The organism is Nonomuraea insulae (genome assembly GCF_042656245.1).
This window is the reverse complement of record NZ_JBHSPA010000068.1, coordinates 78817-91211: the sequence shown is the minus strand read 5'-3', so window position 1 is coordinate 91211 and position 12395 is coordinate 78817. Positions and strand designations below refer to the sequence as shown.

Here is a 12395-nt window from a genome sequence, read left to right as displayed (position 1 = left end):
GAGAAGTCATGACCCGCAGACCACACCGCCGGGCAGTCGTCCTGGGGCTCTCCATCGCTCTCGCGCTCACCGGGTGCGGTGGCGGCAACTCGCCGGCCACCCCCGCCGCCAGTGGCACCGGACTGGAGAAGACCACCATCAAGGTCGGGGCGCTGCCCATTCCCGACCCCGCCTCCCTCTACATCGCCAACGCCAAGGGCTTCTTCAAGGAGGAGGGCCTGACGGTCGAGCCGGTCACGATCACCGGCGGGGCGGCGGCGCTGCCGCAGATCGAGAGCGGGGCGCTGGACATCTCGCAGACCAACTACGTCTCGACGTTCCTGGCCGTGGGGCAGGGCAAGAAGATCAAACTGGTCGCGGACATGTACCAGGCGGCCCCCAACACCTTCGACATCATGGTGCCGAAGGACTCCCCCATCAAGACGGTGGCCGACCTCAGGGGCAAGACCGTCCTGGTCAACAATCTCAGGAACATCGCCACGCTGGCGGTGACCTCGCAGCTCAAGGCCGCCGGGCTCACCGAGAACGACGTCAAGTTCGCCGAGAAGCCGTTCCCCGAGATGGGCAACGCGATCAACTCCGGCCAGGCGGACGCGGGCTGGATCACCGAGCCGTTCATCACGGCCAACCAGAACGCGCTGGGCTTCCGCTCCATCGCCGACACGATGACGGGGGCGACGGCGGACCTGCCGATCGCGGGCTGGATGGCCACCGAGGACTGGGCCAAGGAGAACCCGAGGACGCTGGCCGCCTTCCAGCGGGCGATCGCCAAGGCGCAGCAGCTCGCCTCCTCCGACAGGAAGGAGATCGAGGCGATCCTGCCGACGTACACGAAGATCGACGCCAAGACGGCGGCGGCGATCAAGCTGGGCGCCTACCCGACCACGCTCGACGCGGCGCGGCTGCAGAAGGTGGCCGACCTGATGCTCGAGTACAAGTATCTCACCAGCCCCATCGACGTGAAGTCGGTCATCGCGAGCACCACGGGCTGATGACCGGTTCCCGACTGCTCCGCGGCGCGGCCGGCGTCGCGGGGTTCCTCGTCGCCGGGGAGCTGGTCATCCGCTTCGGCCTGGGCGAGGGCCTGGTCTTCCCCGCGCCGTCCGAGGTTCTGGCGGGCGCCTGGGAGGTCCTGGCGGACGGCGCGTTCCTGAAGGGGGTGCTCACGACGCTCGGGAACTGGGCGCTCGGCCTGCTGATCGCGATCGCGGTGGCCGTGCCCGTGGGCGTGCTGCTCGGCGCGCTGCCTCCGGTGGAGCGCGCGATCCGGCCGATCCTGGAGTTCCTGCGGCCGATCCCGTCCGTGGCGATCATTCCGCTCGCGATCCTGCTGATCCCGGTGGACGAGCTGATGAAGGTCTCGGTCATCGTGTACGCCTCCATCTGGCCGATCCTGATCAACACCCTGTACGGCATGCACGACGTGGACCCGATGGCCAAGGACACCCTGCGCTCCTTCGGCTTCGGCTCGCTGGCCGTGCTGGCCAGGGTGAGCCTGCCCAGCGCCGCCCCGTTCGTCGCCACGGGCGTCAGGATCGCCACCGGGATCGCGCTCGTCCTGGCGGTCAGCGCCGAGCTGGTGGCGGGCGGCGCGGCCGGGATCGGTGTCTACGTGAACGTGGCGAGCAGCGGCAACAGGATGGACCTCATGATGGCGGCCACGTTCTGGGCCGGGCTGCTGGGGGTGGCGGCGAACCTGGCGCTGCTGGCCGGTGAGCGCCGTCTCTTCCACTGGCACCGGGTGCGGACGGAGGGGTCGTGAAGGCCGTCGCCAGGCTCTGGGTGATCCCGTTCGCGCTCGTCGTCTGGGAGCTCGTCGCCCGCGCGGTGGCGGACACCGACTTCCCGCCGCCCACGACGATCGTGGCCCGCATGTACGAGTTGTGGTTCTCCGGCCCGTACGTGCTCACGGACGTGGCGGTCGACAACCTGCTGCCGAGCCTCGGCCGGATGTTCGGCGGCTGGGTGCTGGCCGCGGTGCTCGGGGTGCTGCTGGGCGTGGTGCTCGGACGATCGAGGACCGCGACGCAGTATGTGGACCCGCTGATGGAGTTCGGCCGGTCCATCCCGCCACCGCTGCTGCTGCCGGTGTTCCTCGTGTTGTTCGAGGCGAGGCTGGCCACGCAGCTCGCCACGATCGTGTTCGGCGTGATCTGGCCGGTGCTGCTCAACTCGATCGACGGCGCCAGGTCGGTGGATCGTATGTACACGGAGACCGCCACGGTGTTCAACCTGAGCAGGGCTCAGCGCCTGCGGCTGGTCGTCCTGCCCGCCGCCTCGCCGAAGATCTTCGCCGGGCTGCGGCTGAGCCTGTCGCTGGCGTTGATCCTCATGGTGATCACCGAGCTGATCGGCGGCACCGATGGCATCGGCTACCAGTTGTTGCAGGCCCAGCGCAGCTTCGACGGCGCCGGGGTGTGGGCCGCGATCGCCCTGCTGGGCATCCTCGGCTACCTGGTGAACTCGCTGTTCGTGCTGGCCGAGCGCCGGGTCCTGCGCTGGCACCGGCAGGCCGGGCACGGATAGAACTCAGCTGAAACGCGGCTGGAATTCAGCGACCAGGCGGAGCAGCTCGCCGATGTCGTCCACGTCCTCCAGCCGGCCCGTGAGGCCGGCCACGGCGTCGGCGGTGGCCTCGGACAGGCGGCCCGCCGCGTTGTCGCGGAACTTCAGCGCCAGCTCCGCGGCGGAGAGCGGGCGATCGGGGCCGCCGCGGTTGGCGAGCACCTCCTGCCGCCACTCCCGGCCGTCGAGGTCGCGGGCGCGGAGCACGGCGGGGAACTGGTGGGGGAAGATCTCCGTCGCGCGGTCGTCCGGCACCACCTCCACCTTGGCCATGAGCTCGCGGCGCAGCGGGTCGCGGGCCAGCTCGTCGGTGAAGTCGGCCAGGCCGACGCCGAGCCCGCCGCCGCCGAGCAGGCCGGCCGCGACCGCGTACGGGCCGCTGAACTGCGCCTGGTAGCCCGTCTCCGGGGCACGTTTGGCCTCGATGGGCTGCCCGATCGTGCGGATCACGGGGGCGGGGACGCCCAGCGTCAGGCTCTCCACCCTGGCCGGGTCCAGCCCCTGCTCGCGCAGCCCGATCGCGGCGTCGATCGCGGCGTGGGTGAAGTGGTTGGCCGGGTAGGGCTTGAAGAAGATGCCGGGGACCGACCACGCGGTGCCGAGGTCCCTGGTGATCTCCTCGGCGGCGAAGCGGCCGTGCAGGAACGCCTCGAAGAAGCCGAACCGCCCTTCGAGGACGGTCGGAGGGCCGGTGAACCCGCGCCGTACCAGGTCCGCGGCCGTCACCGCCGAGTGCGCGGCCCACCCGCAGTGCAGCCGCTTGACCGTGCCGCCCGTGCGGTTGCCCTCGATGATGCCCGAGGCCGTGGAGGCGGCCACGCCCAGGACGTCGAGCACACCGTCACGGGTCTGGCCGAGCAGCATGGCGGCCGCGACGGCGCCGCCCATGGTGCCGCAGATCGAGGTGGCGTGCTGGCCGTGCTCGAAGAAGGTGGAGTTGCCTGCCTCGGGGTCGTAGCCCGCCATGCCCAGCCGTACGCAGACCTCCAGGCCGACGGCGATCGCGCGGATCGTGTCCCGGCCCGAGGCGCCGGCCAGTTCGGCGGCGGCGAGCGCGGCCGGGATGACCGGGGCGCTGGGGTGCAGCACCGAGGGCAGATGGGTGTCGTCGTAGTCGAGGGAGTGGGCCAGCACCCCGTTGGCCAGGGCGGCCAGCGCGGCGGGCACCGGCGGGCCGCCGCCCACGACGTGCGCCTGGGGGCGGCCGCCCTGGTCGCGTACGTAGTCGAGGATGGCGGTGCTGGTCGGCAGCCGGTGTGCGGCCACGCAGAGCCCGATCACGTCGAGCACCCGTTTGCGCACGCTGTCCACGACTGCGTCCGGCAGTGTGGCGTCGACCGCGAAGTCGGCCAGGCGCCCGGCGAGGGTCGGCTCAGCCATGGGAGACCTCCCGGGCCGGCACCAGCGCGAGCGGGCGCACCGGCGAGCCGGTCGCGCCGACAAACGCCAGCGGCGACAGGACGAACGTGAACTCGTGAACACCGTCGCGGGCCAGCCCGTCCAGGTCCATCGCCTCGACGATGAAGACGCCGGACTCCACCAGCAGCACCCGGTGCGCGGGCAGCACGCTGTGCCCCTGCCCGGGCGCCAGCTGCTCGAACGCGATGGTGTCGGCCCCCACGGCGTGCGGACTCCGCCCGGCCAGCCAGCGGGCCCCGGCCTCGCCCACCCCGGGCACGCCCGACTCGCCGCCGATGTAGACCTCCCGGTCGGGGTCGCCGAAGTGGCGTCCCCACCCGCTGCGGACCAGGATGACGTCGCCGGAGGCGGGCTCGACGCCCTGCCGCAGGACGGTCTCGTCCAGGTCGGCCGGGGTGATCTCGTAACCGGGCGCGCAACCCTCCAGCCCGAGCGCGGCGGGCACGTCCAGGAGCACGCCGCGGCACACGATCGGCGCGATCGTGTGCACCCCGTGCTCGGGGTAGCGGCCCGCCACGCACGCCTCGGCCGCGTCGGCCCCGCCGTGCAACCTGCCGTCCTGGGACACATGCGCGAGCGCGTCGATGTGGGTGCCGACGTGGGTGCCCATTAAGATCAGGTCGTTGGCGGCCGACCCCCCGTCAGGACGGACCTTGTCGCCGTGCCGGCGCGGGAGGGTGTGGGTGTAGGCGGGGTGATTGGGCGACTGGGGCATGCCGGCGAAGAGCGGCCTGCCCAGGTCGTAGATCGTCACACCGCCGCGTACCACGTCGAGCAGGGGGTCGGTGTTCGCGGTCGTGCTCATCTTCTCCGTCTCTCTTGCATGGCTCTCTTACTGGCGTCCTGTTGTGTAGCGCACCGTGCGTTCCAGGACGAAGCCGTCCTGGGGCAGCGACGCCTCCAGGGCTGATCTGGCCTCGCCGCGCAGGGACTCCGGGATGCTCTCCAGCGCGGCCCTGCGGGCAGCCGACCAGAGCCAATCCCACACCTGACCGGCCGCGATGGGAACCTCGAACGTCACATCGGCGCAGGCGACGTCGCTCAGGCCGCCCTCTTCGAACAACTTGACCATCTCTTCTGGCCCGCCCAGCTTGTGCTGGAAGGGAGCACTTCCCGCCCCCGTCGTGTACGGCTCCAGCGCCCGCTCCACCAGCCCCAGCAACTCCGCCTCCGCCGGGCTCGACCTGACCAGCAGGCTGGCCGCCAGCCTTCCGCCGGGCTTCAACAATCCGGCCATGGAGCGCACGGCGGCGAGCGGGTCCGGCAGGAAGTAGAGCATCATCCCGGCCAGCACGATGTCGAAGCGCTCACCGGGCAGCAGTTCCTCGGCCCGCTCCGCGTCGCCCAGCAGGACCGTCGCCTGGCTCAGGCCGTGGCGCTCGATCTCGGCCGTGGCCTCCGCCACCATCCCGGGCGCGAGGTCCAGGCCGACCACGCGACCGGTGGGGCCGACGGCCTGCGCCGCGGGGACGAGCGAGGCGCCCGTGCCGCAACCCGCGTCCAGGACGTGATCACCGGGCCCGGGGGCGGCGCGGCGGACCAACTCGGCGGCGACGGGGGCGAAGAACGCCACGCCGACCCGCTCATAGGTGCCGGCCGCACGATCGAACAGGCCGGCCATGTACTCCTTGGCATTCATCAGACGTCCTCGGGGCGCTAGGGGGTGGACCGATGATCAGATGAGCTCGCGACTGAGCCTGCCACGAAAGGCCCAGAACCGCCACAAGGGTCGCATTTGACCCACCTGTCACGCGGCCGGATGTGGGTTACGATCACGTCGCGCGCATTGGGAGGCACCTATGCCGGGGCCCGCCGATCTCCTGTGGGGAGCCGTAGGCGAGATCTCCCGTTTCGCGGCTCTGCACACCTGGGACGCCGTCACGATCAACTTCCGCGTGACCATGAACTCCGGCGGGCGCGTCCCGATACTGGAAGTGGCGCTGCCCGACGAGCCCGTATGGGCCGGGCGCCGCTGAACCCCTCCACCAGACCACCGGACTCAGAAAGGCAGTGGCGATGCAACTGACCAGGATCGTAGTCGCGGGTATGGCAGTGGCGCTGACGCTCAGCGCGTGCGGGGGCGGAGGAGGAGAGGGCGGCACGACCGGTGCCGCGTCCTCCGGCGGTCTGGAGAAGACCCAGCTCCTGGTCGGCATCGTGCCGGTCCCGTCCTCGGCGTCGCTGTTCATCGCCGAGAAACGCGGCTTCTTCAAGGAGGAGGGCCTGACCGTCAAGACCGAGATCATCCAGGCGCCGACGGCGGTCATGCCGAAGATCGTCAACGGCAGCATGGACGCGTTCATGACGAGCTACGTGGCCCTCATGACGATCAACGACTCGGGCGCGGCCAAGCTCAAGCTGTTCCAGCACACCATGGGAGGCGCCCCGGGCATCTCCGCGGTGGTCGTGGCCAAGGGCTCGCCGATCAGGACGGTCGCCGACCTCAAGGGCAAGACGGTCGCGGTCAACGTGCTCAAGGCGCTCGGGCAGACGGTGACCAACGCCCACCTGCAGGAGGCCGGGCTCAAGACCGAGGACGTCAAGTTCGTCCCCGTGCCGTTCGCCGACCAGCTCGGCGCCCTGTCCACGGGCACGGTGGACGCGGCCTGGCTGGTCGAGCCGTTCCTGAGCGCGGCGAAGAACAACGGCGCCACCCAGATCGTCGACACCGTCAGCGGCGTCACGGAGGGCGTGCCGATCGACGGCTGGGGCGTCACCGAGCAGTGGCTGGCCAAATACCCGAAGACGGCCGCCGCCTTCCACCGTGCGCTGGCCAAGGCCCAGCAGGTCGCCGGCACCGACCGTAAGGCGGTCGACGAGGTCGTGCCGACGTACACGCAGATCCCCGCGGACGTGGCGGCGAGGATGAAGGTCGGCGCCTTCACGATGGAGGCCGACAAGGCCAGCGTGCAGAAGCTGGCCGACCTCATGCACGGATACGGCTACCTGAAAGCCAAGGCGGACGTGGGGCAGCTCTTCGCGTCAGTCGGCGAATGATCCGTCGGCGACCCGGGCACGGCGCGGTCGGCGCCGTGCCCGGTCCCGAGGCGCACGAGCACGGGCGCGGGATGTTCGGACGCGGGGCACTTCGGCGCGGGATGTTCGGGCGCGGGATGCTCGGGGCCATCGGGGTTGCGGGCTTTCTCGCCGCCGCCGAGCTGGCCGGGCGGATCGGGCTGATCCCGAGCTTCCTGCCGCAGGTGTCGCACGTGCTCGCCACGGCCGCCGCGCTGCCGCTGGAGGCGCGGTTCAGGGCCGACGTGCTGGCCACGCTCGGCCCGTGCCTTCTGGGGCTGGCGATCGCGATCTCGATCGCCGTGCCCGCCGGGCTGCTGTTCGGGACGGTGCCGTTCATGGAGCGCTCGGCCCGGCCGCTGGTGGAGTTCCTGCGGCCGATCCCGTCGGTGGCGCTGATCCCGCTGGCGATGTTCCTGTTCCCTGAGGGGCACGACGCCAAGACCGCGCTCGTCGTCTACACCTGCTCCTGGCCGCTGCTCATCAACACCATGTACGGCCTGAGCGACGTCGACCCCCTGGCCAAGGAGACGCTGCGCGGCTTCGGATTCGGCCCGCTGTCGGTGGTGCTGCGGGTGAGCCTGCCCAGCGCGGCCCCGTTCATCGCCACCGGTGTGCGGATCGCGGTGGCGGTCACCCTGATCGTGGCGGTGAGCGTGGAGCTGCTGGCGCCCGGCGGCGGCGGGATCGGGGCCTTCCAGTCGCTGGCGGGCAGCGCCAACCGGCTCGACCGGGTGCTGGCGGCCACGGTGTGGGCCGGAGCGATAGGGCTGGCCGCCAACCTGCTGTTCACGGCCGGTGAGCGGCGGCTGTTCCGGTGGCACCACGCGCGGACGGGGGAGAGGGCGTGAGCGTCGTGCGGCGGATCGCGTGGTACTGGATGCCGCCCCTGGCGGTGCTGGCCTGGGAGTTCGTCACGCGGTCCGTGCGGGCCACGTACTTCCCGCCGCCGTCGCAGATCGTGGTCAGGCTGCACGAGATGTGGTTCTCGGGGCCGGTGGCGCGGGCGTTCCTCACCGACGAGGCTCTCGCGGACGTGCTGCCCAGCCTGGCCCGGTTGTTCGCGGGGTGGGCGATGGCGTGCGTGGCGGGGGTGCTGATCGGGGTGGCGCTGGGGCGCTCGTCCTGGCTGTCGGGCCTGGTGGAGCCGCTGCTGCACTTCGGCCGCTCGGTGCCGCCCGCCGCGTTGCTGCCGGTGTTCCTGGTGCTGTTCAAGATCGGTACGCCGATGGAGCTGGCCTCCATCGTGTACGGCGTCATCTGGCCCGTGCTGATCAACTCCATGGACGGCGCCCGGCACGTGGACCGCCAGTACATCGAGACCGGCGTCGTCTACCAGCTCAGCGCCTGGCACCGGCTCACCCGCGTCATCCTGCCCGCCGCCGCCCCGAAGATCTTCGCCGGGCTGCGGCTGAGCGTGTCGCTGGCGCTCATCATGATGATCATCTCTGAGCTGGTGGGCAGCAGCGAGGGAATCGGGCACCGCATGCTGGAGGCGCAGAGCCAGTTCGACATCCCGGCCATGTGGGCGGGCATCGTGCTGCTGGGGCTGCTCGGCATCGTGCTCAACGCGGCGTTCCTGGGAGTGGAGCGGGCGATGCTCGGCTGGCACACCCGGGCCAGGACGACCGACTAGTCGTAGCGGGCGTACTCCTCCGCCCACAGCGCGGTCTTGACCCGGCTGGGGAGGTTGTCCATGCCGGGCCTGCGCCTGGCGCGGCGCAGCACTTCGAGGTCCAGCTCGGCGGCGGCGACCAGCGACTCGCCCGGCCCGGCCTGGGCCAGCACGCGTCCCCGGTGGTCGATCACCTCCGAGCCGCCGTTGGTGGAGTCGCCGGGGATCGCGATGCCGCGCAGGCCGCCGCTGTTGGCCGCGACCACGTACGCCAGGTTCTCCACCGCCCGCGCCCTGCGGGCGACGGCCTTGGGGGTGAGCTGCGGGGATGAGGCCTCCGAGGTGGGGTTGCAGAAGATCTCGGCGCCGCGCAGGGCCAGAGCGCGGGCCAGTTCCGGCATGAGGATCTCCTCGGAGGCGATGGCCGCGAGGTTGCCGATCTCGGTGCGGGCCACCGGGAGCACCCCGTCCATGCCGTAGATCTCCAGGTAGCGCTCCCACACGTCGTGCGGCGTGGGCGAGAACATGGAGTGCAGCCGGCGATAGCGCAGGACGACCTCACCGGAAGGAGACAGGATCACCGTCGCCTGGAAGAACAGGTCGGGAAAGTGCTCGTCACGCTCGTAGGCGTTCACGCACAGGAACACGTCGTGGTCGGCGGCGACGGCCCCGAGCGTGCGGTATTCGGCGCCTCCGGGGTCGAGCGCCGCCCGGTCCCGCCACTCGGCGACGCTCACCCGCATGGGGAAGCCGGTCAGCACGTATTCGGGCAGCACCACCAGGCGCAGGTCCGGTCCGAGCCATGCCTTCGAGGCCCCCACCTGGGCGCCGATGCGGTCCACGGCGGCCGGGAGATCGCCCCCGGCCACGGTCTCCACCTGCAGGGCCAGGGCGGTGAAGGCGGTCATTCAGCCGGCCCGCCGCTCGTCGATCAGCGTACGCCGCACGCACACCCCGTCCTCGATCCACTGCCACACCCTGCTGCGGGAGTCGCCGTCCTCGCTCAGCACGATCAGCTCGAACAGCCGCATGTCCTGCCCCTTGAACTGCCACGTGAGATAGATCGTGCTCTCGTCCAGCTCCCAGAACACGCCCTTGAGCCGCTCGGTGTCGAACCCGCACCGCCCGCCGCCCAGGTACGTCCCGGGGAACTCGTGCACCTCCGTCCGCCCGTCGTCCCAGGTGTAGCGGTTGGTCTGGTGGTAGACGGCGTCGTCGGCGATCGCGCAGGTCATCCGTACCCGGTGCCGGTCGAGCAGGGCGCCGCCGGGGCCGAGGTGGAGGTATTCGCCCTCCCACTCGCCCTCGTGCCTGGCCAGCAGCGGCATGTCGGCGCGCAGTCCCATCCGGGCTACTCCTTCGTCGTGTGCCACCACGGGTCGGCGGCCTCGGATCGGTTGACCAGGAAGGCCCGGCGGCGCAGGAAACGGCTGATGGAGGCCGTACCCATGCGGGAGCCGCCCAGCCCGGACAGGCGGAAGGAGTGTTTCTCGCCCTCGTGCACGAGGGCGGTCAGGGCGGCGTCGTTGATGCTGACGGCGCCGACCCGGAGCTGGGCCGCGACGGCCAGGCCCTGCTCCTCGGTGGCGGCGAAGACGGCGGCCGACAACCCGTACACGGAGTCGTTGGCCAGGGCGACGGCCTCGGCGGGCCCGTCCACGGCCATGACCGGCAGCACAGGGCCGAACGTCTCCTCCGTCATGACCAGCATGGTGTGATCGACCCCGGACAACACGGTCGGACGGCACCAGTGGCCACCGCCGTGCCGCTCGATCCGGCCGCCCGTGTGCACCCTCGCGCCCCTGGCCACGGCGTCGGCGAGGTGGGCTGCGATCACGTCCTCCTGGCCGGGGGCGATGATGGGGCCGATCGGGCCTCCCTCGCAGGTCAGGCCCACCTGCGTGGCCTTGACCACGAGCCGGGCGAGGAACTCCTCGTGTGCCTCGCGGGCCACGTAGACACGCTCGATGGACTGGCAGGACTGCCCGGCGTTGGCGGTGCCGCCCCACAGGACGGCCGACGCGGCCCGGTCGAGGTCGGCCCCGGCCAGCACGATCGCCGGGTCCTTGCCGCCCAGCTCCAGGAACGCCGGCACGAACGCGCGCGCCGCCGCCCGCGCCACCTGACGTCCCGTCTCGACGCTGCCGGTGAACACCACGGCGTCCACCAGGTCCACGAGCGCGGCCCCGGTGCCGCCGTCGCCCTCGACGATCCGCAGCGGCAACTCGTCGGGGACCAGCCGCATCAACGGCTCGATGAAGCGGGGCGTCACCTCGCTCGGCTTGACCAGCACCGCGCAGCCGGCGGCCAGCGCGGGGACGGCGTCGATGAGGGCGAGCAGCAGCGGCAGGTTCCACGGGCTGATCACCCCCACCAGCTCGTACGGCACCGCGTCCCCCGCCACGACGATGCCGGGCAGGGAGGCGGAGTGTTCGGCGGGCGGGGTGAGGAGGGCGGGCGCCAGGCGTACCCAGCGGTCGATGAGGCCGGCCACGAGCCGGCGCTCCAGCAGCGACTCCCCCACCCTGCCGGTGTCGGCCACCAGGGCCGCGAGCAGGGCGTCGTCGTCTGCCAGCGCGGCGCCGAACCGGGACAACACCGCGCCGCGATCGGCGCTCAGCCAGGAGGGGGACAGTTCGCGCAACCCGGCGGCCACGGCGGCCAGCCGGTCGGGCGGGATCGGGGCGAGGGGCCTGTCGGCCTGCCCGGTGATCGGGTTCGTCACGTTCATGCGGTGCGGCCACGGGACATGGTGCTCCTGCGATGCTCGGCGGGAGCCATTGTGATCATGTGATCGGCCGCGCGTCAACGCACCGGCGGGTCGGATGTGTTCAGCCGCCCCAGCCCGGCACGGCCATCCGTACCGTGAGCGCGTGTTCGACCAGGTTGATCAGAGCGCTCTTGACCGAGTCCTTGGAGCGGGCGTCGAGCCGTACCAACGGTATGTGCGGGGCCAGTGTCAGCGCGTCGCGCACTTCCCCGTCGCTGTGCGGATATTGGCCGTCCCATCCGTTCACGCCCACCACGAACGGGAGTTGCGCCTCCTCGAAGTAGTCGATGGCCGGGAAACTGTCGGCGAGACGGCGCGTGTCGACCAGCACGACAGCGCCGATGGCGCCGCGTACCAGGTCGTCCCACATGAACCAGAACCGGTGCTGTCCGGGCGTGCCGAACAGGTAGAGGATCAGGTCACGGTCCAAGGAGACCCGGCCGAAGTCCATGGCGACGGTCGTGGTCGACTTCAGCGGCGTCATCCCCAGGTCGTCGATTCCGGCGGAGGCGTCGGTCATCACCGCCTCCGTCGTCAACGGCATGATCTCCGACACCGCGCCGACGAACGTCGTCTTCCCCACCCCGAAACCTCCAGCCACCACGATCTTCGTCGAGGTGAGGCCGGGGCTAGAGCCTGCGAAGTCCACTGAGCACCCTTTCGAGCAGATTTACGTCCGGCCTACCCTCATCCAGCTGTGGCTGGTGCACGCGGACCAGACCTTCGGCGGCCATGTCAGCGATCAGCACGCGTACCACGCCGAGCGGGATCCGCAGCAGAGCCGACACCTCTGCCACGGACCGGACCTGCCGGCACAGTTGGCTGATCGCCTGGTACTCCGGCGTGATATGCGAGAACTCCCGCTGCTCGGCGGTCGCCGAGGACACCAGGGCCTCCATCGCCAGCTTGACCCGCGGCGCCGTCCGTCCACCTGTCACCGCGTACGGGCGGACGGGCGAAGCGGGGTCGGGATTCAGCTGCGACTGGGGCTGAGGTGGGGGGGCCCAGCCG

At 71.2% G+C, this 12395-nt stretch carries 15 protein-coding genes; 7 read left to right on the top strand and 8 right to left on the bottom strand.

All coding sequences use genetic code 11. The annotated features are described in order from the left end of the window. Positions 1–8 precede the first annotated feature (8 nt). Genes ACFPZ3_RS48540 through ACFPZ3_RS48530 form a run of 3 tightly spaced genes read left to right on the top strand, consistent with a single transcriptional unit; the run spans position 9 to position 2526 of the window. Positions 9–992, top strand: a complete 984-nt coding sequence (locus tag ACFPZ3_RS48540; RefSeq protein ID WP_379521205.1) for an ABC transporter substrate-binding protein — start codon at positions 9–11, stop codon at positions 990–992. Continuing rightward, positions 992–1762: an ABC transporter permease gene (locus ACFPZ3_RS48535; RefSeq protein ID WP_379521204.1), complete on the top strand. Its 771-nt coding sequence runs from the start codon at positions 992–994 to the stop codon at positions 1760–1762. Before ACFPZ3_RS48540 ends, ACFPZ3_RS48535 begins: the two co-directional genes overlap by 1 nt. Beyond that, entirely contained in the window at positions 1759–2526 is a 768-nt protein-coding gene (locus ACFPZ3_RS48530; RefSeq protein ID WP_379521203.1) for an ABC transporter permease, read from the top strand. Before ACFPZ3_RS48535 ends, ACFPZ3_RS48530 begins: the two co-directional genes overlap by 4 nt. Before the next feature lie 3 nt (positions 2527–2529). Here ACFPZ3_RS48530 and ACFPZ3_RS48525 read toward each other — a convergent pair whose 3' ends face one another. The 3 genes from ACFPZ3_RS48525 to ACFPZ3_RS48515 are packed head-to-tail and all read right to left on the bottom strand — an operon-like array spanning position 2530 to position 5623. After that, positions 2530–3945 (bottom strand): MmgE/PrpD family protein, encoded by a 1416-nt coding sequence (locus ACFPZ3_RS48525; protein WP_379521202.1) that lies wholly within the window; start codon positions 3943–3945, stop codon positions 2530–2532. Continuing rightward, complete coding sequence (locus ACFPZ3_RS48520) at positions 3938–4789, bottom strand: cyclase family protein (protein ID WP_379521201.1); 852 nt, start codon at positions 4787–4789, stop codon at positions 3938–3940. Before ACFPZ3_RS48520 ends, ACFPZ3_RS48525 begins: the two co-directional genes overlap by 8 nt. 27 nt (positions 4790–4816) lie before the next feature. Further along, positions 4817–5623, bottom strand: a complete 807-nt coding sequence (locus ACFPZ3_RS48515) for a class I SAM-dependent methyltransferase (RefSeq protein WP_379521200.1) — start codon at positions 5621–5623, stop codon at positions 4817–4819. 160 nt (positions 5624–5783) lie between these two features. On the opposite strand from ACFPZ3_RS48515, the gene ACFPZ3_RS48510 reads away from it, so the two are divergent. The 4 genes from ACFPZ3_RS48510 to ACFPZ3_RS48495 all read left to right on the top strand — a co-directional run bounded on the left by ACFPZ3_RS48510 (position 5784) and on the right by ACFPZ3_RS48495 (position 8635). Further along, a complete protein-coding gene (locus tag ACFPZ3_RS48510) occupies positions 5784–5960 on the top strand; it encodes a hypothetical protein (protein ID WP_379521199.1) in 177 nt (58 codons plus the stop codon). A gap of 70 nt (positions 5961–6030) precedes the next feature. Continuing rightward, positions 6031–6981, top strand: coding sequence for an ABC transporter substrate-binding protein (locus ACFPZ3_RS48505; protein WP_379521198.1), 951 nt, complete (start codon positions 6031–6033; stop codon positions 6979–6981). Further along, the gene (locus tag ACFPZ3_RS48500; RefSeq protein ID WP_379521197.1) at positions 6978–7850 is read left to right on the top strand and encodes an ABC transporter permease; all 873 of its coding nucleotides are present in this window, start codon (positions 6978–6980) and stop codon (positions 7848–7850) included. The genes ACFPZ3_RS48505 and ACFPZ3_RS48500 overlap by 4 nt, the downstream gene beginning before the upstream one ends. After that, a complete protein-coding gene (locus tag ACFPZ3_RS48495; protein ID WP_379521196.1) occupies positions 7847–8635 on the top strand; it encodes an ABC transporter permease in 789 nt (262 codons plus the stop codon). The genes ACFPZ3_RS48500 and ACFPZ3_RS48495 overlap by 4 nt, the downstream gene beginning before the upstream one ends. On the opposite strand, the gene ACFPZ3_RS48490 is transcribed toward ACFPZ3_RS48495, so the two are convergent. The 5 genes from ACFPZ3_RS48490 to ACFPZ3_RS48470 all read right to left on the bottom strand — a co-directional run bounded on the left by ACFPZ3_RS48490 (position 8632) and on the right by ACFPZ3_RS48470 (position 12361). After that, entirely contained in the window at positions 8632–9522 is an 891-nt protein-coding gene (locus tag ACFPZ3_RS48490; RefSeq protein ID WP_379521195.1) for a nitrilase-related carbon-nitrogen hydrolase, read from the bottom strand. The two genes, ACFPZ3_RS48495 and ACFPZ3_RS48490, sit on opposite strands and share 4 nt — an antisense overlap. After that, positions 9523–9960, bottom strand: coding sequence for a DUF3598 family protein (locus tag ACFPZ3_RS48485; protein WP_379521194.1), 438 nt, complete (start codon positions 9958–9960; stop codon positions 9523–9525). A gap of 5 nt (positions 9961–9965) precedes the next feature. After that, positions 9966–11339: an aldehyde dehydrogenase family protein gene (locus tag ACFPZ3_RS48480; RefSeq protein WP_379521193.1), complete on the bottom strand. Its 1374-nt coding sequence runs from the start codon at positions 11337–11339 to the stop codon at positions 9966–9968. Positions 11340–11445: 106 nt separating this feature from the next. Further along, complete coding sequence (locus ACFPZ3_RS48475) at positions 11446–12033, bottom strand: GTP-binding protein (protein ID WP_379521192.1); 588 nt, start codon at positions 12031–12033, stop codon at positions 11446–11448. Beyond that, positions 12014–12361, bottom strand: a complete 348-nt coding sequence (locus ACFPZ3_RS48470; RefSeq protein WP_165977372.1) for a DUF742 domain-containing protein — start codon at positions 12359–12361, stop codon at positions 12014–12016. The genes ACFPZ3_RS48475 and ACFPZ3_RS48470 overlap by 20 nt, the downstream gene beginning before the upstream one ends. Between the last annotated feature and the right edge of the window lie 34 nt (positions 12362–12395).